Consider the following 24,058-nt stretch of genomic DNA (forward strand, 5'->3'; position numbering starts at 1 on the left):
AATGGGGGTGGGGACTTTGAGACGATCACTTCCTGGGGAATTTCACGCGATCACTGACACCGTCACGTCGAGCTCGCGCCCGATCTGTGCGAGCGGCACGCCGGGCCCGCGTTCCTTCACCATCCGGACCGCCTCCCGCTTGAACTCGTCGCTCAACGTCCGGCGTGCCCGACGACCACCATGTTGGTTCCGTTTCATGAACTGCCTCCCGCTCCAACCTAGGGTGAGGAACTAGTCCACGAAATCGGGTCAACTCCACCCCACGTATACGCTATCTTTCCCATCATGCATCCCCGCAAAGTCTCCCGCACCTCCCTGCGGCGCTTCGAAGATCTCCCCAACATCGGCCCGGCCATGGCTGGCGACTTCGTGGCACTCGGCTACACGACGCCGTTGCAGCTGACGGGGGCGGATCCGTATGCGCTGTACCAGCGCCTGTGCGCGCTGACGAACACCCGACAGGATCCGTGCGTGCTGGACGTGTTCATGTCGGTAACGCGCTTTCTGGATGGCGAAGAGCCGCGCGCGTGGTGGGATTTCACCGCCGAGCGTAAGCAGCGGTACGGGATCTAGCGATGGGGTTCTTCGGCAACGACATCCACAATGATCCCACGCTCGGTGGCTTCGAGCGCAAGGGCGGCACGTGGCAGGGCGTGATTTCCCTCGAGGGCTTCGGGCCGGTGCCGCTCACGGTGCCGGGTGATCGCAAGCGCCCGGACCCGGCGTCGCTTGCACTCGCGCCGCAGGCGGCGGTGGACGTGTTCGCGGTGCGCGATGCGCTTGCGACCGCTCTCTACGAGCATTGGGAGCCGTACTTCGAAGCCGAGGTGGACGAAGCACCACGCCTCGAGACGCGGCACGAGGTGTGGCCGCATGTGCGCATCGAGCGGCTCGTGGTCGATGCGGCCCACGCGGAGTTTCCGGTAGAGCTGCGCCTCACCGTGCCCTGGGACCCCGAGCACACGCTCGGGGCCCGCATCGCGCACGGTGAGTTGATCGAGCTGAACGGCAGCGTCTGAACGCGGCGCGGTCAGGCGACGCACTCGCCGGCCAGGGCAAGCCCCTGCGGCTTGCTGGTGTGACCGGCTTCCTTCATGACCGGCGGCACCGCGGGATCGGAAACGAAGTTCTGCCAGCCCGCGGCGTCCCAATCGAAGACGACCCACACGCGATCGGCCTGGTTCGGGTCGCGGAAGACCTTCGCGCCCTTCGATCCGTGCTTGGCCCGCAGCTCGGCGCCGCCGGTGGAGAAGATCTTCATGAACTGGTCGAAGTCGGCAACAGTGGTGGTCGCGAGCAGCATCGGGTTCTCCGTAGAGTGAGTGGGTGACGCGGTGGGATCGATCGCCTTTTCGTGGGGATCGACGGGACCGAGGTGCTTGATCACCTCGAACGTTCCGTGATGCGATTGCGCGATGTACATCGACATGCGCACGTGATGCTCACCGGGGACCATCGCGGCCGGTCCACCGGGGCCCTGCGCGATGGACGCATGGTCGAGGGCGCGCACGACGGCATCCGTCTCGACGGTGCCGGCTTCGGTCACCGCGGCTTCCCAGAGGCGGAGCCCGCGATAGAGCCCCGTGCAGGCGCTGCCGGCGGTGAAGAGGTTATGCCCCGGATACAGCGCGTCGTACTGGTTCAGCAGGCTGCGGCTGAAGGGCTCATCCACGGCCTGGTAGTAGTCGAGGCAGCTGTAGAGCCCCTCGACATGCTCCGGCGGGACCATGTTGAGGAAATTCTCGTCGAAATAGAGACAGACGAGCTTGCCGCCCCGTTGCTGGAAACCGGCCGCATGGAGTTCGGCGAGAAAGGGCCCAACGCCGGGGGGGACGGTGGTGTTGAACACGACCTCCGCGCCACTCGCCATGATGCGCTGCACGGTACCGACGTAGTCGGTGTGATCGAGCGGGAAGTATTCCTCACCCACGATCGCGCCACCGTTCGCGGTCACGATATCGCGCACCTTGCGATTCATCACGCGCGGCCAGATGTAGTCGGCGCTCGGCAGGAAAAACTTGCGCGCGCCGGTCTCCTTCATGAGCCATGGAATGAACGGCGTGACCTGCTGCGCGGGCACGGGGCCGGTGCAGAAGATTCGCGGATCACTTTCCTCGCCTTCATATTGCTCGGGGTAGATGTACAGCGTCTTGCCCTTGGTCACGGCTTCGGCCTTGATCGCCTGCCGGGTAGAGCTGTAGATGCCGCCGAGAATGACGTCTGCGCGCTGCGCCACGAGCCGGGCCGCGCAGGCGGCGGCGGTGGCATCGTCGGTGGCACTGTCTTCGAGCAGCAACTCCAGCGGTCGACCGAGCAGGCCGCCCTTGGCGTTGATGTCGCCGATCACCATGCGGGCCACGTTGGCGTTCGCCAGGCCGGCGAAGGAGAGCGGACCGCTCTGATCCGCGATCACGCCGACCTTGATCGGTCTGCCGGTCTCGTTGCTGCGTTCCATGTGGGTTTCCCTGAGCGAGAAGGTGGAGGTCCGGTGCCGTGGAATCGCGGCGCCCGTCGCGCAGGGGGATGATGCGACCACCCGAATTCCCATACATCGGGAGAGTTCCCCATTTCTGCTCAACCCCTCCGCCTGAGCGAGTTCGTCGCCACCCTGGCGCTCGCGCAGGACAACGCCTTCGGGCAGCCGCTCGAGTCCCAGCTCCGCTCCTGTCTGCTGGCCGCGTGGCTTGCCGAGGCGGCGGCGGTGCCCCCCGCACAGCGCGCCACGACCTACTGGGTGGCGCTGCTGCGCTACATCGGTTGCACCGGCCACGCACACGAGGTGGCCACGCTCTTTGGCGACGAGATCGCCATTCGCGCCGCGACGCTCACGCACAACGCTGCCAATCCACCGGAGGTCATTCGCGATGTGATCGCCTATGCCACCGCCGGCCGCGAACAGGCCGAGCGCGAGGCGATCGTGCAGTTCATTCAGCAGAACGCGCGGGAGTGGGCCACACACAACTTCGCCTCGGGGTGCGAAGTGGCCGACATGCTGCTCGAGCGCATCGAGTTCGGCGCCGATGTGCGGGAATCGCTGCGCTATACCTTCGAGCGCTGGAACGGCAACGGCTATCCCACGCACACCGGTGGTGAGGCCATTCCGCTGCCGATGCGCATCGTGCACCTATCGCACGACATGGAGGCGATTGCCCGCCTCTTCTCACCGGAGCGGGCGCTCGAGGCGGTGCAGGAGCGGCGCGGCGAGACGTACGATCCGGCCTTGGCCGATCTCTTTGCGGCCCGCGGCGCCGAGTGGTTTGCACGCCTCGCGCGTACTGAACCGTGGGATGCGGTGCTCGACCTGGAGCCGCATCCGCGACGGATTCTCGAAGGCGCCGCGCTCGAGAATGCGCTCCTCATGGCGGCCGACTTCATCGATCTCAAGTCGCCGTACATGGGTGGTCACAGTCGTCGCTGCGCACAGCTGAGTGGCGATGCGGCGCTGGTGCTGGGGTATAGTGACGCGGAGCTCACCGCGCTTCGCCGCGCCGCACTGCTTCACGATTTTGGTACCACCGCCGTTCCCAACTCGATCTGGGACAAGACCGGGACGCTCACGCGCGCCGAGTTCGATCGTGTGGAGATGCACCCGCTGCTGACCGAGCAGATGCTGCGCCGCTCCCCGGCGTTAGCGGTGCTCAACCGGATCGCGAGCGCGCATCACGAAAAGTGTGACGGCTCGGGGTATCACAAGCGCGTGCGCACCGACGCGATCGACCCGGGTGCTGCCGTGCTGGCGGCGACGGAAGTGTATGTCGGACTGACGAGCGATCGGGCTCACCGCCCCGCGCATCCGGCCGATGTCGCCGCGCAGCAGCTCCGCGATCTGGCCTCGGCGGGCGTGCTCGATGCGCGGGCGGTACGCGCAGTGCTGGTCGCGGCCGGCCACGGTGAGCCGGCCGCGCCGAGCGTCAAGCGCGGCAAGCACCCGGGCGGCCTGTCACGACGCGAGGTCGATGTGCTGCGACTGGCGGCGCGTGGGCTGACGACCAAGGAGATCGCCGAACGCCTCTTCATCTCCACGAAGACGGCCGATCACCACATCCAGCACGTCTACGTGAAGATCGGCGTCAAGACGCGCGCCGCGGCGGCGCTGTGGGCGATGTCGAACGCGGTGGTGTGAGGTGGGAGTATGAACTGATCCATCCAAGGCATCCGAGACGTTGGAGGCATTCAAGAACCGCGGTTCTCGGATGACTCGGACGCCTTGAACGCCTTGGATGCGATCAGTTCAACCCATCACTCAGTCGCGCCACACGGTCAGCTCGGCCGCGGGCCGGCGCGTCTTGGGAGGCGGCACTTCGAGCGGCTCGCCAACCGTGAGGACGGCCACGATGCGCTCGTTCTCGGCGACACCCACCGCCGCGCGTGCGGCCGGGTCGTCCATGATGGCACCGGAGCGAATGTAGGTGCCGAGCCCGTGCGCCACCGCCGAGAGGCAGAGCGTCTGCACCGCCATCATCGTGGCGGCGTAGTCTTCCTCGCGGATCTCGGGGTTGTCGTTGAGCGTCATCGCCACGATCACCATGCTCGGCCACGCGCGGTGCTGATCGCTCGTGTCCTTCCGGATCTGCTCGGCATGTGCCTCGTCGGTCGCCTTCTTGGCCTTCCGGTTGCCCAGGGCGAGGCCGTAGGCGGCGCGGGCCTCAGGACCGCACACGTAGAAGCGCCACGGCTGCGTGAGGCGGTGATTCGGCGCCTGGTTCGCGTCGTGAAAGAGCCCTTCGAGCTGCTCGCGGGTGGGCGCGGTCTCGGTGAAGGCGCGGATGGAGCGGCGGGCAGCGATGGCGACAGAAACGTTCACGGGAGGGCGGGCTGGAGTTCGGGGCCAAACGGGGCTCGCCGCAAGCTAACCGGCCCGGGAACCACCCAACGGGTTGCTCGGCCGCGCGCTGCGGGGTGGTCTCTCGACAGCGCATTGGACGCGCGCGACATTCGGGCACCTCTGCCCCCACGCCATGTCCGATTCGTTCTCCCGTCGCGATGCCCTGAAGACGCTTGGCGCCGTTGGCGCCGGCGCCCTGTTGCCGGTGACGCCCCTCGACGCCGTGGCGCAGCCACCGGCCGCGCCCGCGCCGACGCCGGTTCCGCCACTGGCGGATATCCGCACGCGCTACGCCACCGGCGACATCGTGGAGCTCATGAATACCAGCGATGTGTTCACGCCGGCCCGCGGGCGGGCGTGGATGCGCTTTTCGTTCGATTTCCCGGAGCCGAGCGTGGTGTTCGGGGCGCATCGCTTCAGCACGGTGGTGTTCACCGAAGAGAACACCTACGCCATGGACCGTGCCCGCCTGAAGGCCACCGGCAACGACGACAAGCTGGTGGTGACGTGCGACGGACTCGTGTGGGCGGGCGGGCAGGAGAAGGCGCCGGGGAAGGTGACCATGACGCTGCAGCGCACCGGGCGCACGATCACGGTGGATACCGTGGTGGAGATGGACAAGCCCATCAAGACGGTCACCACCGTGGTGCGTGATGTGCCGCGCGGGCAGGTGTCGCTGGGTGGCTCCAATCTCATGGACGGCCGCGAAGGCGACTTCCTGGGGGGCTACACCTTCGGCGCCGGTGACCTGCATGGCGCGGGCACGCCGCAGAGCATGACGACGCCGGTGGCGGTGGTGAAGGCATCGGACACCGACTTCGTGTACTTCACGACGCACGACACCAAGGTCCGGCCCAAGCGCTACTACTTTCAGGCCGGCGAGCAGATGTACCGCACCGAGATGATCTACGAGCACGATGCGTGGCGCAACGACACGCGGGTGGAAGTGCCGCGATGGGAGATCGGCCACGCACCCACGCTCGATGCGGCGATGGACATCCACATGGGCTACGTGGAGAAGGCGTTCGGGCTCCCGGCGTGGGAAACACGTACCGACGTGCCGCAGTGGATGCGCGACACGTCGCTCGTGCTCACCATGCACGGCATGCACTACACGGGCTTCATCTTCAACGACTACGCGCAGCAGCTGGCGATTCTTCGGTGGGTGGCCACGCAGATTCCGGCCAACCGGGTGCTGGTGTTCCTCGCCAGCTGGGATGGCCGCTACTACTGGGACTATCCCAACTACAAGATCCCGGCGCGCATGGGTGGCGAGGCAGGGTTCCGCACGCTCATCAGCGAAGCGCAGAAGCTGGGCTTCAAGATGATGCCGATGTACGGCACCAACTCGGCCAACCGCAAGCAGCCGGGGTGGGACAAGATCAAGAGCGGCGCGACGTACAAGATCGACGGTGACCTGTACAACCTGAATTGGGTGGACTGGAATAACGACCGCCATCAGGACGGCTGGCTCACCTACATGAATCTGGGCGACGACGCGTGGCGCAAGCACATGGAAGGGCGCATTGCCGAGATGATCGAACGGTTCAAGGTGGATGCGTACTTTCTGGACATCGTGGGTGGCCACGTGAACAGCACCACCGGTGACATGCACGAGGGGACGCGCCTGATGGTGAAGAACCTGCGCGACAAGTACCCGAACGTGATCGGCGTGGGCGAGATGCCATATGACGCACTGCATGCCTTCATTCCGCTCTATCACGCCGGCGGCGGCGAACGGTGGCGCAAGTACTCGCGCTTCTATTCTCACCTGAGCGCACCGGCGCCGGGGCGCGGGTCGAGCGGGGTGCACGAGGCGGGCTTTCAGCGGTTCAATAATGAAACGCTAGGCTTGTCGCCGACGGCGATCCCCACGCTGCAGATCGTGGATGACACCTTCACCAAGCACAAGGACATCATGGCGCGCGTCATCGCGGCGGCGAAGCAGCGCGCGGGGCTCGGCTGATGGCGCGTGCACGGCAGGCGCGGGCGTCCAAGGCGCTTCGTGAATCGGTGTGCGCGGCGAACATCGCGCTATTCGAGCGGGGGCTCGCCAAGTTCACCTTTGGTAACGCAAGCGGAGTGGATCGCGAGCTGGGGTTGATCGTGATCAAGCCGAGCGGTGTGGGCTATGATCGGTTGACGCCGGCGATGCTGGTCGTGACGGACCTGCAGGGCACGGTGGTGGAAGGAGACTTGCGCCCCAGCTCCGACCTGCCGACGCATGCCGCGCTGTTCCGCGCGTGGGAGCGCATTGGCGGTATCGTGCACACGCACTCGATGTACGCTACGGTGTTTGCACAGGCGCGGCGCGACATTCCGTGCCTGGGGACGACGCATGCGGACTACTTCTACGGCGCGATTCCGTGCACGAAGCCGCTCACGCAGGCGCAGGTGAACGGGGCGTACGAGCTCGAGACGGGGCACGCCATCGTTCGCCGGCTCCGCGGCCACGATCCCCTCATGATGCCCGCGGCTCTGGTCGCGAACCACGCCCCCTTCTGCTGGGGGCGTACGGTGGCGCAGGCGGTGGATTATGCGAGCTATCTCGAGGAGGTCGCGACGATGGCGCACCACACGCTCGCGCTTTCGCCCAAGGCGGCCGGCGTGAGCCGTGAGCTGCTCGATAAGCATTATCTGCGCAAGCACGGTCGCGCGGCGTACTACGGGCAGTCCCAATAGTCGTGCGTCGCTGGTTGCTGGCGGCGGCGTTGCTTGGCGCGTGCCGTAGCGCCCCACCGTCGCATGTGGAGCCGGCGGACACGTATCTGTTCTCGTACTTCACCCGCAACGGCGAAGACGGTCTGCACCTCGCCGTGAGCGCCGACGGCACCACGTGGGAGCCGCTCAACAGCGGGGCGTCGGTGCTCACGCCCACGGTGAAGGGGAAGGGGCGCGATTGGCAGCAGTGGGATACCGAGGCCGCGCTCATGCGCGATCCGAGCATCGTGCGCGGCCCCGACGGCATGTTCCACATGGTCTGGACGATCGCGTGGAACGACCGCGGCATTGGTGTGGCGCACTCACGTGATCTCGTCCACTGGAGTGCCCAGGAGCGCGTGGGGGTGATGGATCACGAACCCACGGCACTCAATGCGTGGGCGCCCGATCTGTTCTACGATGCCGACACGAAGCAGTTCGTCGTCGTGTGGGCCACGGCCATTCCGGGGCGCTTCCCGGCTACCGACTCGATGGCGCAGCGCACGAGTCGTGGGCGCGCGGATCATCGGTTGTACTACGTCACCACACGCGATTTTCGCACGTACACCAAAGCCGCCTTGCTGTACGATGGGGGCTTCACATCGATCGATGGCACGATCGCGCGCGTCGGACCGGGGCGTTACGCGCTGGTCATGAAAGACGAGACGTTTTATCCGGAACGGCGCAATCTGCGCGTGGCGTTCGCCTCGCGTGCCACCGGTCCGTACGGTCCAGCCGCTCCGTCGTTCTCGGCGTTGCACACGGAGGGGCCATCGACGCTGTTCCGCGATGGCTGGTGGTACGTGTACTTCGACGAGTACACGCGCGGGCGCTATGGCGCGGTGCGGACCCGCGACTTTGTGCGATTTGAGTCGTGGGCCGATTCGCTCAAGGCGCCGCGGGGGATGCGGCACGGGTCGGCCTTTCTGGCGCCACGCTCGGTCGTGGATGCTCTGCGACGATTGGTTCGTTGAACTGCACGCACAGAGGACACAGAGCCACCGAGAACACTGGGGCGCGCTTCGATATCTGCCGGAGCACGCCCCTGTGAACTCTGTGGCTCTGTGTCCTCTGTGCGTGCAGTTCCAATCACCTTACCCTGGCGCCGGCGCCCGCCGCAGCTGATACACAAAGTCACAATGCGACGCCCCGCCCATGATGGTCTGGGTGCGGGTGAACTCCACGTCCGGGTTGAACCCCGCCATGAGCGCGCCATCGCGCTGACAGGAGAACACCGCACCGAGCTCAGGTACGCCGAGCGCGCGGTACATCTCGGCGTAGCGGCAGCGCGTCACGTTGAAGGCGAATCGTTCCGGCGTCTGCTCCACCACATCAATCGTGAGCGCCTCATCGGCGGTCCAGCGATCGAGCGTGCCGGCGAAGTGGGCGAGCGAGCAGCCACCGGCGAAATCGGCCAGCTGCGCGCCCTGTGCTTCGGCAAGATCGCGAATCACATCCCGCGCGATGGCGTGCACACGCTCAGCGCCGAACTCGCGGCTCATGGCGGCGAGCATGGGCGCGAGGATGCGCGCCTCGATGAGACGGCGCCGAAGGACACCGATGGCGTTGAGTTCCGCGTCCGTCGGCAGTGCGCTCATGAGGACTGGCCCCGCACGCGCGCGGCGACCGCGCGCAGGGTCGGGAGCATACGGCCCAGCGCAGCCGCCGACGCGTTGGGCGTACCCAAGGCGAAGTACACGTCCCGATAGAGTGGATACAGTTCGGCGTACGCGGCCGCTGCGGCCGGATCGGGCGTTACCACGCGGTACTTCGGGCACAGCACCGCCTGCGCCGCTTCGATCGACGCAAACTCGCCGCAGGCGAGGAAGGCGAAGATGGCTGAGCCGAGGCTCGTGATGGGCGTTTCGGGTACGAGTACCGGCACGCCGAGGATGTTGGCGTAGACCTGGTTGAGCACCGCGTTCTTCTGCGGAATGCCGCCGCCGTGAATGACGCGTCGTACCGGCACGCCGTGCTCAGCCATGCGATCGAGAATGATGCGCGTGTGGAACGCGGTGCCCTCGATGGCGGCGAAGAGCTCGTCTTCGGCGGTGTGCTGCAGGTTCCAGCCGAACGTGACGCCACCCAGGTTGGGGTTCACGAGCACCGTACGGTCACCGTTGTCCCAGCTGAGGCGCATGAGGCCCGTCTGGCCACCGCGATGCGTCGCGATGCCTTCGGTGAGCTCAGCGACCGAGCGGCCGGCACGGCGCGCGATGGCGTCGAAAATGTCACCCACCGCACTCAGGCCGGCTTCGATACCGCGCTGCGTGGGATGCACCGAGCCATCCACCACGCCGCACACGCCGGGCACCAGCGCGGCGTCGCGCGCGATGCCGATCATGCAGGTGCTGGTGCCGATCACGTTCACCACATCGCCTTCGGCCACACCGGCGCCCACCGCGTCCCAGTGCGCGTCGAACGCGCCCACCGGAATGGGGATGCCGGCGGTGAGCCCAAGCTGCGCCGCCCACTCAGCGGAGAGATGGCCGGCGAGATGGTCGGAGGTGCGATACGGCCCGTCGAGCTTGTCGCGCATGCCGGCGAGCAACGGATCGACGGCGACAAAGAACTCTTCCGGTGGATAGCCGCCGAGCGACACGTTCCAGAGCCACTTGTGGCCCATGGCGCAGACGCTGCGGGCGGCCTGCTTCGCATCCGTCACGCCGCAGAGGATGGCCGCGATGTAGTCGCAGTGTTCGAACGCGGTCACCAAGCGCTCGCGCTTGTCCGGATTGTGGCGCAGCCAGTGCAGCAGCTTGGTCCATCCCCACTCCGACGAGTAGGTGCCGCCGCACCAGTCGATCGCCGGCACCTGCATGGCATGCGCCACCTCGGTGATGCGTGCCGCCTCGGCGTGGGCGCGGTGATCGCACCAGAGATAGTACTCCCCGAGCGGTTCGAGGCCCTCGCCTACCGGAATCACACTCGAACCGGTCGTATCGAGCGCCAGCGCCCGCACCGCGCTGCCGGCCACACCGGCGTTGGCGAGTGCGCGCGCCATCGCCTCGGTCAGCGCGCGCATATGGTCGCTGTGCGCCTGCGTGGCGTGATCGGGATCATCGGCGCGGCGGTGCAACGGATAGTCGCCGGTGCCAAAGCCGATCACGCCCCGCTGCGCATCCACAATGGACACGCGCACACTCAAGGTGCCGAAGTCGACACCGGCTACGATGCCCATCGTGTGGTCTCGCTCAGCCGTGGCGGGTGACGTCCCAGCCGAGGTAGCGCACCGTGGCTTCGTGCACGGCGTCGGCGACATGGGAGAAGGTGGCGGCCACATGATGTTCGAAGCCGTGGCGGCAGATGTGATGCAGCAGCAGCTGGAGCTGCGGAATCTCCACCACGCCCGCACCGCCAAAGGTGCGGAGGCGGTCCTTGGTGAAGGCGCCCTCGCCCACATAGCCCTTGATCACGCCGGCGCGTTCGTCGGTGCTGAAGCGCGCGAAGCTCATCGGGCCCGCCTTGACCTTGCCCACCACGGTGCCCCAGGTGTTGTCCTTGCCCACCGTACCGGCGATGATCTCCTGATAGTCCATCTTCGCCTTCTCGAAGAAATCGAGCGGCAGGTTGCTGCAGTGGAAGCAGACGGCCTTGTTGGGGTCGTCGCCGTAGTTGTTGTTCCAGTCGAGGAGCGCGGCCGGCGTCGTGGACGCGAGCGTGAGCGCGTGCATGCTGAGCGTGCCCATCACGTCCACTTCGCAGGCGCTCGGCAGGTTGGCGTTGCTCAGCATCGACATCACGGTGCAGGGGACGACGCCGAAGAACTCCTCCATGCTGGTCCAGCACTGGATGGCGCTGATCGACACGTCCACTTCCTTCATCCAGCGGTCCATCACCAGGCCGAGCTTGGCCATCTTGAGGAGCGCGGCGTCGTCTACATCAGACGTATCGACGTACGCCTGGATCTCGGCGAGCTTGGCCTTCACGTCCTTGTCGCTGTTCTTGAGGCGACCGATACGCCCCATGATCTCGCTCAAGTCGATGGGCTCGACCGAGATGCCATGCGCTTCGAGGAGCTTCTCGCTGTAGCGCACGGTCTTGAACGCGGCCGGCCGTGCACCGATGGCGCCGACCCGCGCGCCGCGGAGCCCCTTCACCACGCGGCAGGTCCCGGCAAAGCGACGGAGGTCGGCGCGGAAGCTCTCCGACTCGGGGCGCTGCGTGTGCTGCGAGGTGAGCGTGTAGGCGATGCCGTACTGCGAGAGCACGTTGCACACCGACATCTTGCCGCAGAAGGCATCGCGGCGGTTGTCGATGAGCATCTTGGCCGGATCGTCGGCCGTGGCATGGATGAGCACCGGCACGCTGAGCCCAGAGAGGCGGATCGTGTCGGCCACGGCGCGCTCGTCGCCAAAGTTGGGGAGTGTCACCACGATGCCGTCGATACGGCTCGCGTTCGCCTTGAAGAGCGCGGCGCAGGCCTTGGCTTCGTCCCGGCTTTCGATGGCGCCATGGTTGGTGGCGGCGGCGTCGATGATCACGGCGTCGATCCCTTCTTCTTCCAGCGCCCGGAGCATCTCGGTGCGCCCCTTGGCGGCCAGGTGGCCGGGGAAGAAGCCGCGGTTGCCCACGATGATGCCGAGGGTGACGCGCGGGGCGGGTGGGCGGACGGGCGTCTTGCGGGCCGTGGAACCGTTTGCAGCGGAGGCAGAAGCGGCTTTGCCGCCAACCTTGGAGGTGAGCTTGGTCAGGCGCATGGCGAAGGGAAGAAGTTGGGGCAGACATTACCGTGGGGCCCCACGCGGCGCCATGGCTGGCTCCGTTGCACGGCCCTATCTTTGAGCCGCTCGCCACCCCCTGCCTTTACCCGCCGCATCGTGTCCGCCACCCCACCCGCGTCGCCTTCGGAATCCGGCCTGCTGCAGGCCATCGTGCGCTCGCCGCAATTCGGGTTGGTGCTGGTGCTGGTGTTGCTGGCCACGGCGCTCACGCTGGCCGCGGGGTCACACCCCGATCCCAAGACGGGGGAGACGGTCAACAACTTTCTGAATCGCTATACGCTCATTCAGATGGCCACCGACGCCAGCGCGTTCGCCATCATGGGCGTGGGGGCCACGCTGGTGATCATCGCCGGCGGCATCGATCTCAGTGTGGGCGCGGTGTACGCGCTGGCCGGTGTGGCGATGGCGATGATCCTGCGTGCCATGGGGCCGATGGCCCCGGCCGCCGCCGTGTTCGTGGGGCTCGGGACCTGCCTGGCCGTGGGGCTCATCTGTGGCCTGATCAACGGCGTGATGGTCATCGGGCTTGGCGTGCACCCGTTCATCATCACGCTCGGCACGATGTGGATCGTGCGCGGCATTGCGTTCGTGATCAGCCGCGCCGAAAGCATTCTGGTGCCGGAGGCGCTCACCGCGGTGGCCAAGGCGCCGCTCGGCCTCGGGACCGCGCTCTATCCGGTCCCGCTGCTGGCCATGCTCGCGGTCACCACGGCGGGTGGCATCTATCTCTCGCGCACCGTGGCCGGCCGCCACATTCTCGCGGTGGGTGGCAATCCCGAAGCGAGCCGCTTCAGCGGGCTCAGTGTGCCGCGCATCACGCTGGGCGTGTTCGTGCTTTCGAGCCTGGCAGCCGGCGCGGCGGCGTTTCTGGGCGCGGCGTTCTATGGGTCGGCCACTTCGAGCGACGCGAACGGCTATGAGCTGTACGTGGTGGCCAGCGCGGTGGTCGGTGGTGCGTCGCTGAGCGGCGGCAAGGGGAGCGCCCTGAGCGCGATGCTCGGCGCCATTCTCATCGTGACGATGCGACAGGCCATCCGCACGCTGCATCTCGATCAGAACTACGAGTGGATCATCATTGGGGTGGCGATGATCGTGGCGGTGGTGCTCGATCAGCGCGGCATGAAGGCGTTGCAGAATCGGTTGTCCCGCGCGGCCTGACGGCCGCACGACTCTTACTGGAGCGATCTATGGCAGGCGTGTTTTCGCGGGTTCGCCCGCTCGTGGCGTTCGGAGCGCTGGCCGCCGTGGCCGCGTGTGGTGGCAAGACGGAAGGCGGCGCGGGTGCCTCGGGCGCGGCGGCCGCTGGTGGCAGCAGCAAGACGTTCACGATCGCGATGATCGCCAAGAGCTCCACGAACCCGGTCTTCCTCTCCGGGCGGCAGGGCGCTGAGGCGGCCGCCGCGGAGCTCACCAAGAGCGAAGGGGTGACGGTCAAGATCGATTGGCTGACGCCGCCCAACGAGGACGGTTCGGTGCAGGCGCAGCGTATTGCGGAGGCGGCCAACTCGGGCGCGAACGCGATTCTTCTGTCGGCGAGCGACGCCGGCAAGGTGCGTGGCGCCGTGAACGAAGCCGTGGACCGTGGCGTGCCGGTGATGACGTTCGACAGCGATGTGCCCGACTCCAAGCGCTTCACCTTCTATGGTGGCGACGATGTGAAGATGGGCGAGCAGATCATGGACGAGCTCGCGGCGCAGATGGGGGGCAAGGGGAAGGTGGCGATCTTCGCCGGCAACCAGAACGCGCTCAACCTGCAGGCGCGCGTGAAGGGAGTGCGGGAGACGGCCAAGAAGTACCCGGGCATCACCATCGTCGATGCGTTCTACCACGCCGAAACGCCGCAGGACGCCGCGGCCGAGGTGCTGCGCGTGAAGAATGCGTATCCGGACATCTCGGGGTACGCGATGGTGGGGGGCTGGCCGCTCTTTACCCGCACGCTGCTCACCGACCTCGACCCCAAGAAGGTCAAGATCGTGGCGATCGACGCGCTCCCGGCGCAGCTGCCATACGTGGAGAGCGGGCTCGCGCCGGTGCTCTTTGCGCAGCCGGTCTTCAACTGGGGCTACGTGTCGGTGAAGACCATCTTCGACCACGTCTACAAGAAGCAGCCGGTGGGCGACAAGGTGCAGATGGACCTGGTGAAGGTCTCGAAGGACAACCTCGGCGCGTGGGCCAAGCAGCTCAAGGACTGGGGCTTCTCCGACGTGGATCCGAAGTACCTCGCGCTGCCCAAGTAACTCGTTGGTTGTGAGCACTCCCCGCATCCGCTTTCGCGGCATCACCAAGCGCTTTCCCGGCAACGTCGCACTGCGCGATGTGAGCTTCGAGGTGGGCGTGGGGAGCTGTCACGCCATCTGCGGTGAGAACGGTGCGGGGAAGAGCACATTGGGGCGCATTCTCGCCGGCATTCATCACGCCGACGAAGGGACGATCGAGCTGGATGGGCAGGCGGTCCACTTCGCCACGCCGCGCGACGCGCTCGCCGCCGGCGTGGCGATGGTGCATCAGGAGCTCGCCTTCTGCGAGAACCTTACGGTGGCCGACAACCTGTCGCTCGGTGTGCTGCCGCGAAAGTTCGGCTTCGTGGATACCGCGGCGCTGCGAGCGCGGGCGCGCGAGTTGCTGAGCGCCATCGGGGCGTCGATCGATCCCGCGCGTGCCATGTCGTCGCTGAGTGTGGCGGAGCAGCAGGTGGTGCAGATCGCCGCCGCCGTGGGCGCCGGCGCCAAGGTCATCATCTTTGACGAGCCGACCAGCAGCTTGGGCGAGACGGAAGCCGAGGCGCTGTATGCGTTGATCCGCTCGCTGCGGGATCGTGGCGTGACGCAGCTGTTCGTGTCGCACCGCATGCCGGAGATCTTCGCGTTGTGCGACCACATCACGGTGCTGCGCGACGGGCAGCATGTGGCCACACAGCCCACCACGTCGCTCGACGAGGCGGCGCTGGTGCGGCAGATGATCGGCCGCGAACTGCAGGCGTATGTGGCGCCGCCGGTGCAGCATGCGCTGGGCGCCGAACGGTTGCGTGTGGCGCGGCTCTCGAGCGCGGGGCATTTTCGCGAGGTGAGCTTTGCGGTGCGCGCGGGCGAGATCGTGGGGCTCGCGGGGCTCGTGGGTGCTGGGCGCTCGGAGGTGGCGCGCGCGATCTTCGGGCTCGACGCGCGCGCGACGGGCGATGTGTTCGTGGATGGCGCGCGCGTGCAGATCCGCACGCCGCAGGATGCCGTGAAGCTCGGCATCGGGTTCGTGCCCGAGGACCGCAAGAAGCAGGGGCTCGTGCTTGGCATGCGGGCGCGCGAGAACTCCACGCTGCCCATTCTGCGGCGCTTTGCGAAGGCCGGGCTGGTGGATCGCGCGGCGGAATCGCGAGCGGTGGACGCGGCCTTTGGTCGGGTGGCGTTCCGCCGCGGTGGAGAGATCACGGTCGCGAGCCTGAGCGGCGGCAATCAGCAGAAGGTCGTGCTGGCCAAGTGGCTCACGGCATCGAGCGAGATCCTCATCCTCGATGAACCGACCCGCGGCGTGGATGTCGGTGCCAAGGCGGAACTGCATGCGTGGATCGCCCAGCGCGCGGCGGAGGGGGCGGCGATTTTGCTGATCTCGTCGGAGCTGCCCGAGCTGCTCGGCCTCGCGTCGCGCGTGCTGGTACTGCGTGAGGGGTCGCTGCGCGGCGAGCTGTCGCGTGAGGCGGCAACGCAGGATGCGGTGCTGCGGCTCATGACCGGGCTCGGCGCGGCGTAGCTCGGTGCGATTTTTTGAACTGATCGCACAGAGGACACAGAGTCACAGAGGTCACTGGGGCGCGTTTCGAATCGATCGAAGCGCGCCTCTGTGTTCTCTGTGGCTCAGTGTCCTCTGTGTGATCAGTTCACATCCCTCCACGTAGAGCACGCGCCCGTCTACCGGCGCACCACCCGAAGCCCGTAAATAGGTACGATGCGCGCGCCTTCAATGCGCACGGTCAGCACCGACTTGCCACGTGAGAGCTCCGCAGGCAGTTCGTAGGTGGCGTCGTAGAAGCCCGACGCGTGCGGATTCGGCTTCGGGGCCACGACCTGGGTGCCGTCCACACGAATCGCGAAGTCGCCGATGGGTGCCGGCAGCCCGGGGTCGTTGAAGTACGTCACCACCAGCGCCAGTGCGGCGGTCGCGTCGCTCGGCATGGTGTACTCGAAGAACCCGGCGCCGCCGCGGCCAGTTCGGCGGTTCGCGCGGCTCACGGGGCGGTCGGCGGGTTCGCTTCGATACTTCAGCGCGGCTTCAGCGGCGGCATCGCCGAAGGCCACTTTGCTGATCGTCGCGCGCTCCAGTGCCTCGGCTGCCGCCTTGCTGCGCGCAAGGGCCACGGTGCGTGCTTCGAACTCCTGCGGCGTCAGCACATCCTGGTAGATGCCATACGTTCGCTTGTGCGTGCGATAGAACGGGCGGAAGGTGACATCCGCATCGCTGCCACTGCCGCCGGGAACGCGCATCACGCCACGGGTGCGAAACTCGCCGGTGGCCACGGGCGCCAGCAAGTCGGCCGGCGAGCGCGACGCACTCACCATCACCGCGCCCAGACTGCCGAACTCCTGGGCGGCGTTCTCGTTGGCTTCGTTGTTCTCGCGGCCGGTGCGTCGCGGGCCATGATCGGCGGCGAGCACCAGCGGGCCCCACAGAAAGGCCGCGACCGAAGGGTCATCGGGCGTGGGCTCAAGTGTCACCGTCTTGGGGATCTGCATGCTGACGGTGTCACCGCTCCTCCAGGTGCGCGTGAGACGCACATAGGTGCTCGCTCCGTGCTCGCTTTCGTTCCCCACCCCACCGGCGCGGCCGCCGGCCACGGGATCATTCAACGACGCGACCGATGGCTGCGGCAGGTTCTCGCCGTTCACCGCGATGCGGAAGCCGTCGCCGGCCCAGAGTGGGCGACGTACCGCAAGCGTGAACGCGGTCGGCTTCGTGACAGTCACCGTGACGGTGGCACTATCGCCGTCGGGGAAGCCGGTGTCGAGTGCGAACTGCGCCGGCACCATCGTGGTCGTCGCCGTGCTCGGCACGAAGAGGTTGAGCCAGACCGTATCGCGACTTTCGTACCAGACGCCGAGCCCGTGCAGCGCGTGGCTCTCCATACCGCTTCCCACGCAGCAGGTGAAGTCGCGCTGCATGTCCTGATACTCCTGCTGCTCGCGGCGCCCAACCGGCACCATGTAGCTGGTGCGTCCTTCGTCGGGCTCGATGGAGCCGAGGATGTGATTGAAGAGCGCGCGCTCGTGGAAGTCGGCGTACGCGGCATCGGGGCGGAAGGCGAACAGGCGCCGCGTGAGCTTGAGCATGTTGTACACATTGCACGTCTCAGCGGCGCGGCCATCCACGCGCGGCGCGAGCGCATCGGGCGGGCCGAAGTACTCGGCGAGACCATGCCCGCCCGTGGCGTAGCTGTGATGCCGCACCACGCGGTCCCAGAAGAAGCTCGCGGCCATGATGTCCTGCGGATCGGCGGTGTAGCCGTAGCGCGCGGCGGAGCCGATGAGCTTGGGGATCTGACAGTTGCCGTGCTTGCCGGAGAGGTTGTCCTGATGGCGCTTGAGGGGCTCGGTGAACGCGTGGTGCTCGAAGCGCAGCGACAGATTGAGCCAGCGCGGGTCGTTGGTATCTGCGTACAGGTCGGCGAACACTTCGTTCATGCCGCCGAACTCGGTGAGCAGCATCTTCTGCACCTGGTCGTCGCTGAGCGGCTTGATCACCCCCTCGGCCCACGCGGCGAATCCCTTCTCCACGGTGAGCGCCTGCAGGTTACCCGTGTGTCGATACGCGTCGCGCAGGCCGGCGAAGGTTTTGTGCAGCGTGTACCATGGCGACCAGAGGCCATTGAGGTCGAACGCGCCGCTCTTGATGTCGCCCTTGCTCACGCGCGCAAACGCATCGCGCAGCCCCTCGAGTGCGCCACAGTAGCCATCGCCGTTCTTGGCCTGCACTTCGGCCAAGCCCTTCACCAGATAGTCGGCGCGCTGCTTGAAGCGCGCATCACCGGTGGCCTTGTACATGAGCGACACCGCCGACAGATGATGACCGGCGATATGCCCCGTGAGATTACGCCCGGTGCCGTCCCAGCCGGTGAGTGGCTTGGCGGTGGTGGGGAGCCCGGCCTGCGTGCGATAGGCGGCGAGCATCCGATCGGGGTCGAGCGCGAGCAGGTAGGCGATGGTCACGTCCTGCGCGCGCTTGAGCGGGCCGCCGGTGAGACGCACGCGCTCCAGCGGGACCGGGTGCGCCTTCAGCATCCGACGCTCATGCTCGAGCACCGGATTCGCTGGCGCGGCGGCTTCGAGCGCCTCGGCGCCGCGCTCGGCGATGGGCGAGAGCGTCAGCGCGGCGGCCGTCGTGGCGGCGCTAGTGATGAAGTCGCGGCGGGTCGTGGCCATGCTTGGTTCCGTGAGAGGACGTGGGCTGGGTTAGAATCCGGCGCGATCGCGATTACGGCAAGAGGTTCCGCGAGTCTGTGGGACTCTTTGCTGGACGGTGGATTTCGCGGATGGTTTGGGATTTCGCGGATAACGGAAACAGCACAACAGGATCAATGGGGATACTAGGGATCACGGGGATGGGTGTTTGGCGCGGAATAATCCGTAAAATCCGTGGAATCCTCACATGCAGTTTCAGTTATCCGCGAAATCCCTGAAATCCACGGAATCCCTGAAATCCACGGAATCCCTGAAACCCACGAAATCCCAAAGCGCATGCGCATCACCGCTGAGACGCTGCAGCACGGCACGCAGGCGCTCGTCGCGCGGCACCCCGCGTTCGGGCGCATTGTCCAGGTGCACGGCCCACCGCCGCTGTGGGTGCGGGCGCCGGGGTACGCGACGCTGGTGAAGCTCATTCTGGAGCAGCAGGTGTCGCTCGCGTCGGCGGCGGCCGTGTACCGGCGGCTGCGCGGCGCGATTGGCGCGGTCACCGCTCGCGCGGTGGTGGAGGCGGGGCCGGATGTACTGCGCGCCGTGGGGTTCACGCGACAAAAGGCGGGGTACGCGGTGGACTTGGCGGAGGCGATCGTCTCGCGCCAGCTGTCCCTCGGGGCGCTGGCGCGGATGCCGGAGGCGGACGCGCGCGCGGTGCTGCTGGGCATTCGCGGCATTGGACCGTGGACGGCCGATGTGTACCGACTCGTGGCGCTCCGGCATGCCGATGTGTGGCCGCACGGGGACGTGGCGCTCGCCGATGCGGCACACACTGTGCTTGAACTGTCGGCGCGACCGTCGCAGGAGGCGCTGACGCAAATGGCCGAGTCATGGGCGCCGTGGCGTTCGGTGGCCGCGCGGTTGCTCTGGCACCACTATTTGAGTGTGCGCGGTCGCGTTTAATCGGTCAGTTCACCCGAAAAAGGCGGAAAAGCCCGTGGGGCGCTCCAAACCGGCTACATTCAAGGGTTCGCCCCGAATAAGGCGACACCGGTTTTCGGAGAGACTCGAGCGGCGTGAGGCGCGGCTATGGGACCCCGTACCATTTCCCCTGACGTGCCCGACTTGTCTATAGAAATCGAAACGCCGCTCCAGGGCTTTGCTGCCCTGGGCATCGAGACCCGCATCGCCGAAGCGCTGAGTGCGCTTGGCTACGAAGAACCGACGCCCGTACAGCGGGCAGCCATTCCGCCCCTGCTCGACGGGCGAGACGTTCTGGCCCAGGCGGCCACTGGGACCGGCAAGACGGCGGCTTTCTCGCTGCCGCTGCTGACGCGCATCGCGAACGGCCAGCGCAGTGTGGACGGCCCGAGTGTCCTCATCCTCACGCCGACCCGCGAACTCGCGATGCAGGTCGCCGAGGCGGTGCACCGCTACGGCAAGCCGCTCGGCATTCAGGCGCTCGCCGTGTATGGCGGCGCGAGCATGGAGCTGCAGGTCCGCGCGCTGCGACGTGGCGTGGATGTCGTGATCGCGACCCCCGGCCGCGCGCTCGACCACATCAAGCGCGCCACGCTCAAGCTGGGCACGCTCAAGTGCGTGGTGCTCGACGAAGCCGACGAAATGCTCGACATGGGCTTCGCCGATGAACTCGAGGCGATTCTCAACGCGACGCCGGCGTCGCGTCAGACCGCGCTCTTCAGCGCGACGCTGCCGCCGCGCATTGCGAGCATTGCCCAGAAGCATCTGAACAAGCCGGTCCACGTCACCGTCGAGCGTGAGGTGGTGCCCGAGGGTGAGGCGGCCCGCGTGCGGCAGGTGGCGTACATCGTGTCGCGCGCCCACAAGATGGCGGCACTGGCCCGCGTGCTGGATATCGAACAGCCGACGAGCGCGATCGTCTTCTGCCGCACGCGCACCGAGGTGGACGAGCTGAGCGAAACGCTCACCGCCCGCGGGCTGCGCGCCGAGTCGCTGCATGGTGGTCTCTCGCAGGATCAGCGTGACCGCGTCATGCAGAAGTTCCGCGGCCGCAAGGTGGACCTGCTCATCGCCACCGACGTGGCGGCCCGTGGTCTCGATGTGAAGCATGTGAGCCACGTGGTGAATTTCGATGTGCCGGCCGATGCCGAGACCTATGTGCATCGCATTGGCCGCACGGGCCGCGCGGGGCGCGAGGGCGTGGCCATCACGCTCGCCGAGCCGCGCGAACACCGCCTGCTGCGCAATATCGAACGGCAGACGAGCCAGACGATTGAAATCGCGCAGGTGCCCACGGTGGCCGACCTGCGCGCGCATCGTCGTGAGCTGGTGAAGGCGACGCTGCGCGAAGCCGTGCTCGAGGGGAACCTCGAGTCGTGGCGCGGCATCGTCGAGAGCCTCGCGTCGGAGATCGACGTGATGGATCTCGCGGCAGCGGCGGTGAAGCTGGTGGCGGCGAACGACGGTCAGGAAGATCAGGAGATTCCGGCGGTCACGCCGCGCGCGCCGCGCGAGTTCCCGGCGGGTGAGCGGCGGCCCTCGCGTCATGAAGAGCGGTTTGCGGCGCGCGGTGAGGCGCCCAAGGGGAAGCCGACGGGCAAGAAGCCCAAGCGGGAGACCGCCTGGAAGGCGGCGACGCTCTGGATTGGTGCCGGCCGCAAGCTGAACATCCGCCCGGGTGACCTGGTGGGCGCGATCGCGAACGAGGCCGGGCTCGATTCGAGCCACATCGGCGCCATTCAGATTGCCGATGGCTATTCGACGGTCGAAGTACCGGAGGCGATGGCGGACGAAGTGATTGCCGTGCTCAAGAACGGCAAGATCAAGGGGAAGAAGGTTCAGATTCGCCGGGATCGCCTCAACCGGTAAGCCACGCATGACGGAACCGATTCGCTTCGACGACGGCGCGGCCTACGAGCAGTTCATGGGACGCTGGAGCCAGCTGGTAGGGAAGCGCTTTCTGGAGTGGATCGGTCCGCAGGCGGGGTGGGATTGGGTGGATGTAGGATGTGGGAATGGCGCCTTTTCGGCGCTGATTGTGGACCACCATGCACCGGCATCGGTGCATGGTGTGGATCCCTCCGAAGCACAACTCGCGTTCGCCCGCGAGCGCTTTGCCGGCAAGCCCGTGCGGCTCGATGCAGGAGACGCGCTCGCGTTGCCGCGCGAGGATGACAGTGCCGACGCGGCGGTGATGCCGCTGGTACTCTCATTCGTACCCGACCCGGCGCGCGGTGTGGCCGAGATGGCGCGCGTGGTGCGCACCGGCGGCGTGGTGAGCGCCTACATGTGGGACATGGATGGCGGCGGGTTTCCGTACCATGTACTGCACGAGCGGATTCGCGCGCGCGGCGGCACGGTGCCACTGCCGCCGGTGCCGGAGGCGTCGCGGCTGGAGGTGATGTCCGCCTTGTGGACGTCGGCGGGGCTTCGGGATGTGCGATCGGAGACCATCCGCGTGTCGCGCACGTTTGCGAGCTTCGACGAGTTCTGGGCCATTGCGAAGGGCGGGCCGAGTGCGGGACAGGCCCTGCGGGCGATGGAGGACGCGTCGCTTCGCTCGCTCAGAGACGAGATGGCGGACGTGGTGACGCAGGATGACGGGCGGGTGGTGTTGGAGGGGTGGGCGAATGCGGTGGTGGGGACGGTCTGAACGGCGGGTCGGGCGGAAGCCTGTAATGCGGAAGCTGAACTACGGGAGCTGGACTACGGGTATGGGCGCTTCCTATCGAGTCGTTGTGGCGGCCGTCATGTGTGCCGCGCAGAGTGGGTGGGCACAGACGGCGGCGTCGCCGGCGCGGTTGGCGCCGGGGTTGACGTGGTGGCGCGCGTCGGATGCGCGCGGGCCGTGGAACAGCTACGTGGTGCGTATCGATCTGCGCCAGGCCGATCTCGAACTGCTGGCGGTACATGCGCGCGATGCCTTGAATGGACGCGAGCGCACGTCGAGCATCGCGCAGCGGCATACCGATTCCACCGCGCGGGTGCGGGTGGCGGTGAATGCGGACTTTTTCGACCTCAAGACCGGCGCGTCGGAGAACAACCAGGTCACAGCGGGCGAGTGGTGGAAGGGGCTGATGCTCACGCAGTCGCCCTACGACACGTACGACAACGTGCACGCACAGGTTGCCATCGGGCGCGATCGGCGCGCCGCGGTGGATCGCTATGTGCTTGAGGGGCGCGCGATCGTGCGGGGCGCCTCGGTGCCGGTGCTGGCCGTCAATGCGTTGCCGATGGGGCCCTACGAAAGCACGGCGCTGTACACGCCACGCTTCGGAGCCACCACGCCGCGTGACATCGCGCCGAAGGACTCGGTGCGGAAGGTCAGTGAGCTGGCGCTGCGCGCGGTGGGCGCCCGTGGGGACACGCTGCGCTATGTGGTGGCTGCGCCGGCGGTGTCGAACGCGGGCACGATGATTCCCGCGAACGGTGCGGTGCTGGCGGGCTATGGCGATCGCGCGACCGCGTGGCAGGCCGTGCAGGTCGGGGACACAGTCGGCGTGGTGCTCAGCACCCTCCCACGACTCCCCGACGGGCAGTCGCCGGCGACGCTGCTCGGCGGGTGGCCGCGCCTGCTCGAGCACGGGGTGAACGTGGCGCGCGACGCGGCGATTCGTGAAGGCACGATCTCCCGCAACGCCGAAGCGCCTCATCCGCGGACAGCAATCGGCGTGTCGAAGGATCGGCGAACAGTCTGGCTGTATGTGGTGGATGGACGGTCCACCGCGAGTGTGGGGATGACCACGAGCCAACTGGCCGACGCGCTCCGCACACTCGGCGCCTGGGATGCGCTCAACTTTGATGGCGGCGGCAGCACGACGCTGGTGGTGGATGGCCAGGTCATCAACACCCCCAGTGATGCCACGGGTGAGCGCGAGGTCGGCAATGCGCTGCTGGTACGCCAGCGCCTGCGGAGACGCTGATGCGCGCCTCGACGGTTCATCGGCTGGTGCGCCGTGACCTGGGCTCGCTCCGTCGCGAGCTCGAGGCGTATCCCAGCGACGAGGCGATCTGGAGCACGCCATCAGGACTGTCCAATTCCGCGGGCGTGCTCGTGCGGCATCTGTGCGGCAACCTGCGTCACTATTTCGGCGCTGTGCTCGGGCACACGGGTTACGTGCGACAGCGCGACCTCGAGTTCAGCGCCCCGCCGGTGTCCCGCGCGGCGCTGCTGGCGCTCATCGCCGAGACCGAACGGGACGTCCTCCCCGTGCTGGCCGAGCTCCGCGATGATCAACTCACCGGTGACTTTCCCGAGCCGCAAGGTGGACGGGTGTACGAGGCGGCCGACTACGTGGCCCACCTCGTGATGCACCTCGGGTACCATCTGGGGCAGATCGACTATCACCGCCGCACGCTCACGGCATCACGAGGCAGTGTGGGTGCCCTGAACTCGTTCGAACTCCCGTTCCGATCCGCATAAGCCGCAACCAGGATCAAGCGACGGT

At 67.1% G+C, this 24,058-nt stretch carries 21 protein-coding genes; 14 read left to right on the forward strand and 7 right to left on the reverse strand.

The features are described 5' to 3' along the window. Window positions 1-42 precede the first annotated feature (42 nt). Complete coding sequence (locus tag K2R93_17255; GenBank protein ID MBY0491589.1) at window positions 43-198, reverse strand: hypothetical protein; 156 nt, start codon at window positions 196-198, stop codon at window positions 43-45. Window positions 199-285: 87 nt separating this feature from the next. Between K2R93_17255 and K2R93_17260 the strand changes: the two genes are divergently transcribed. Together K2R93_17260 and K2R93_17265 are read left to right on the forward strand one after the other, a co-directional pair. Beyond that, on the forward strand, window positions 286-573 hold the full coding sequence (locus tag K2R93_17260; protein ID MBY0491590.1) for a helix-hairpin-helix domain-containing protein: 288 nt from the start codon (window positions 286-288) through the stop codon (window positions 571-573). A gap of 2 nt (window positions 574-575) precedes the next feature. Further along, window positions 576-1,019, forward strand: coding sequence for a hypothetical protein (locus tag K2R93_17265; protein MBY0491591.1), 444 nt, complete (start codon window positions 576-578; stop codon window positions 1,017-1,019). Window positions 1,020-1,030: 11 nt separating this feature from the next. On the opposite strand, the gene K2R93_17270 is transcribed toward K2R93_17265, so the two are convergent. Beyond that, window positions 1,031-2,455: a substrate-binding protein gene (locus tag K2R93_17270; GenBank protein MBY0491592.1), complete on the reverse strand. Its 1,425-nt coding sequence runs from the start codon at window positions 2,453-2,455 to the stop codon at window positions 1,031-1,033. A gap of 246 nt (window positions 2,456-2,701) precedes the next feature. Between K2R93_17270 and K2R93_17275 the strand changes: the two genes are divergently transcribed. Beyond that, the gene (locus K2R93_17275) at window positions 2,702-4,123 is read left to right on the forward strand and encodes a LuxR C-terminal-related transcriptional regulator (protein ID MBY0491593.1); all 1,422 of its coding nucleotides are present in this window, start codon (window positions 2,702-2,704) and stop codon (window positions 4,121-4,123) included. A gap of 120 nt (window positions 4,124-4,243) precedes the next feature. On the opposite strand, the gene K2R93_17280 is transcribed toward K2R93_17275, so the two are convergent. After that, the gene (locus tag K2R93_17280; GenBank protein MBY0491594.1) at window positions 4,244-4,804 is read right to left on the reverse strand and encodes a nitroreductase; all 561 of its coding nucleotides are present in this window, start codon (window positions 4,802-4,804) and stop codon (window positions 4,244-4,246) included. Between the two features lie 154 nt (window positions 4,805-4,958). Between K2R93_17280 and K2R93_17285 the strand changes: the two genes are divergently transcribed. Genes K2R93_17285 through K2R93_17295 form a run of 3 tightly spaced genes read left to right on the forward strand, consistent with a single transcriptional unit; the run spans window position 4,959 to window position 8,499 of the window. Beyond that, entirely contained in the window at window positions 4,959-6,791 is a 1,833-nt protein-coding gene (locus K2R93_17285) for a twin-arginine translocation signal domain-containing protein (GenBank protein MBY0491595.1), read from the forward strand. Beyond that, entirely contained in the window at window positions 6,791-7,507 is a 717-nt protein-coding gene (araD, locus tag K2R93_17290; protein MBY0491596.1) for an L-ribulose-5-phosphate 4-epimerase AraD, read from the forward strand. The genes K2R93_17285 and araD overlap by 1 nt, the downstream gene beginning before the upstream one ends. A 2-nt stretch (window positions 7,508-7,509) precedes the next feature. Continuing rightward, entirely contained in the window at window positions 7,510-8,499 is a 990-nt protein-coding gene (locus K2R93_17295) for a glycoside hydrolase family 43 protein (protein ID MBY0491597.1), read from the forward strand. A gap of 120 nt (window positions 8,500-8,619) precedes the next feature. On the opposite strand, the gene K2R93_17300 is transcribed toward K2R93_17295, so the two are convergent. From K2R93_17300 to K2R93_17310, 3 genes are read right to left on the reverse strand one after another with little or no spacing between them, the layout of a single operon-like run. After that, a complete protein-coding gene (locus K2R93_17300; protein ID MBY0491598.1) occupies window positions 8,620-9,123 on the reverse strand; it encodes an L-2-amino-thiazoline-4-carboxylic acid hydrolase in 504 nt (167 codons plus the stop codon). Further along, a complete protein-coding gene (locus tag K2R93_17305) occupies window positions 9,120-10,706 on the reverse strand; it encodes a ribulokinase (GenBank protein MBY0491599.1) in 1,587 nt (528 codons plus the stop codon). The genes K2R93_17300 and K2R93_17305 overlap by 4 nt, the downstream gene beginning before the upstream one ends. A 13-nt stretch (window positions 10,707-10,719) precedes the next feature. Beyond that, window positions 10,720-12,225, reverse strand: coding sequence for an L-fucose/L-arabinose isomerase family protein (locus K2R93_17310; protein MBY0491600.1), 1,506 nt, complete (start codon window positions 12,223-12,225; stop codon window positions 10,720-10,722). A gap of 120 nt (window positions 12,226-12,345) precedes the next feature. Between K2R93_17310 and K2R93_17315 the strand changes: the two genes are divergently transcribed. Genes K2R93_17315 through K2R93_17325 form a run of 3 tightly spaced genes read left to right on the forward strand, consistent with a single transcriptional unit; the run spans window position 12,346 to window position 15,990 of the window. Then, the gene (locus tag K2R93_17315) at window positions 12,346-13,407 is read left to right on the forward strand and encodes an ABC transporter permease (GenBank protein ID MBY0491601.1); all 1,062 of its coding nucleotides are present in this window, start codon (window positions 12,346-12,348) and stop codon (window positions 13,405-13,407) included. 29 nt (window positions 13,408-13,436) lie between these two features. Next, window positions 13,437-14,486 (forward strand): substrate-binding domain-containing protein, encoded by a 1,050-nt coding sequence (locus K2R93_17320; GenBank protein ID MBY0491602.1) that lies wholly within the window; start codon window positions 13,437-13,439, stop codon window positions 14,484-14,486. A 10-nt stretch (window positions 14,487-14,496) separates the two neighbouring features. After that, window positions 14,497-15,990, forward strand: a complete 1,494-nt coding sequence (locus K2R93_17325) for a sugar ABC transporter ATP-binding protein (protein ID MBY0491603.1) — start codon at window positions 14,497-14,499, stop codon at window positions 15,988-15,990. Window positions 15,991-16,148: 158 nt separating this feature from the next. Here the strand turns inward: K2R93_17325 and K2R93_17330 are convergent, their stop codons facing one another. Beyond that, window positions 16,149-18,653: a glycoside hydrolase family 127 protein gene (locus K2R93_17330; GenBank protein ID MBY0491604.1), complete on the reverse strand. Its 2,505-nt coding sequence runs from the start codon at window positions 18,651-18,653 to the stop codon at window positions 16,149-16,151. Window positions 18,654-18,968: 315 nt separating this feature from the next. Here K2R93_17330 and K2R93_17335 point away from each other — a divergent pair, with 315 nt between their 5' ends. From K2R93_17335 to K2R93_17355, 5 genes are all read left to right on the forward strand, one after another. Next, window positions 18,969-19,592, forward strand: a complete 624-nt coding sequence (locus K2R93_17335; GenBank protein MBY0491605.1) for a hypothetical protein — start codon at window positions 18,969-18,971, stop codon at window positions 19,590-19,592. Between the two features lie 126 nt (window positions 19,593-19,718). Beyond that, window positions 19,719-21,479, forward strand: a complete 1,761-nt coding sequence (locus K2R93_17340; GenBank protein MBY0491606.1) for a DEAD/DEAH box helicase — start codon at window positions 19,719-19,721, stop codon at window positions 21,477-21,479. A gap of 7 nt (window positions 21,480-21,486) precedes the next feature. Beyond that, window positions 21,487-22,263 (forward strand): class I SAM-dependent methyltransferase, encoded by a 777-nt coding sequence (locus tag K2R93_17345; GenBank protein ID MBY0491607.1) that lies wholly within the window; start codon window positions 21,487-21,489, stop codon window positions 22,261-22,263. A gap of 61 nt (window positions 22,264-22,324) precedes the next feature. Beyond that, window positions 22,325-23,533 (forward strand): phosphodiester glycosidase family protein, encoded by a 1,209-nt coding sequence (locus tag K2R93_17350; GenBank protein ID MBY0491608.1) that lies wholly within the window; start codon window positions 22,325-22,327, stop codon window positions 23,531-23,533. After that, entirely contained in the window at window positions 23,533-24,033 is a 501-nt protein-coding gene (locus K2R93_17355; protein ID MBY0491609.1) for a DUF1572 domain-containing protein, read from the forward strand. Before K2R93_17350 ends, K2R93_17355 begins: the two co-directional genes overlap by 1 nt. Window positions 24,034-24,058: the final 25 nt, after the last annotated feature.

Source organism: Gemmatimonadaceae bacterium (genome assembly GCA_019752115.1).
GTDB lineage: Bacteria > Gemmatimonadota > Gemmatimonadetes > Gemmatimonadales > Gemmatimonadaceae > Gemmatimonas.

What these genes read in the sequence shown, in the direction of transcription:
- K2R93_17255 (MBY0491589.1), bottom strand. Translation starts at nt 198, where the DNA reads ATGAAACGGAACCAACATGGTGGTCGTCGGGCACGCCGGACGTTGAGC.
- K2R93_17260 (MBY0491590.1), top strand. Translation starts at nt 286, where the DNA reads ATGCATCCCCGCAAAGTCTCCCGCACCTCCCTGCGGCGCTTCGAAGAT.
- K2R93_17265 (MBY0491591.1), top strand. Translation starts at nt 576, where the DNA reads ATGGGGTTCTTCGGCAACGACATCCACAATGATCCCACGCTCGGTGGC.
- K2R93_17270 (MBY0491592.1), bottom strand. Translation starts at nt 2,455, where the DNA reads ATGGAACGCAGCAACGAGACCGGCAGACCGATCAAGGTCGGCGTGATC.
- K2R93_17285 (MBY0491595.1), top strand. Translation starts at nt 4,959, where the DNA reads ATGTCCGATTCGTTCTCCCGTCGCGATGCCCTGAAGACGCTTGGCGCC.
- araD (MBY0491596.1), top strand. Translation starts at nt 6,791, where the DNA reads ATGGCGCGTGCACGGCAGGCGCGGGCGTCCAAGGCGCTTCGTGAATCG.
- K2R93_17300 (MBY0491598.1), bottom strand. Translation starts at nt 9,123, where the DNA reads ATGAGCGCACTGCCGACGGACGCGGAACTCAACGCCATCGGTGTCCTT.
- K2R93_17305 (MBY0491599.1), bottom strand. Translation starts at nt 10,706, where the DNA reads ATGGGCATCGTAGCCGGTGTCGACTTCGGCACCTTGAGTGTGCGCGTG.
- K2R93_17310 (MBY0491600.1), bottom strand. Translation starts at nt 12,225, where the DNA reads ATGCGCCTGACCAAGCTCACCTCCAAGGTTGGCGGCAAAGCCGCTTCT.
- K2R93_17320 (MBY0491602.1), top strand. Translation starts at nt 13,437, where the DNA reads ATGGCAGGCGTGTTTTCGCGGGTTCGCCCGCTCGTGGCGTTCGGAGCG.
- K2R93_17330 (MBY0491604.1), bottom strand. Translation starts at nt 18,653, where the DNA reads ATGGCCACGACCCGCCGCGACTTCATCACTAGCGCCGCCACGACGGCC.
- K2R93_17335 (MBY0491605.1), top strand. Translation starts at nt 18,969, where the DNA reads ATGCGCATCACCGCTGAGACGCTGCAGCACGGCACGCAGGCGCTCGTC.
- K2R93_17340 (MBY0491606.1), top strand. Translation starts at nt 19,719, where the DNA reads ATGGGACCCCGTACCATTTCCCCTGACGTGCCCGACTTGTCTATAGAA.
- K2R93_17345 (MBY0491607.1), top strand. Translation starts at nt 21,487, where the DNA reads ATGACGGAACCGATTCGCTTCGACGACGGCGCGGCCTACGAGCAGTTC.
- K2R93_17350 (MBY0491608.1), top strand. Translation starts at nt 22,325, where the DNA reads ATGGGCGCTTCCTATCGAGTCGTTGTGGCGGCCGTCATGTGTGCCGCG.
- K2R93_17355 (MBY0491609.1), top strand. Translation starts at nt 23,533, where the DNA reads ATGCGCGCCTCGACGGTTCATCGGCTGGTGCGCCGTGACCTGGGCTCG.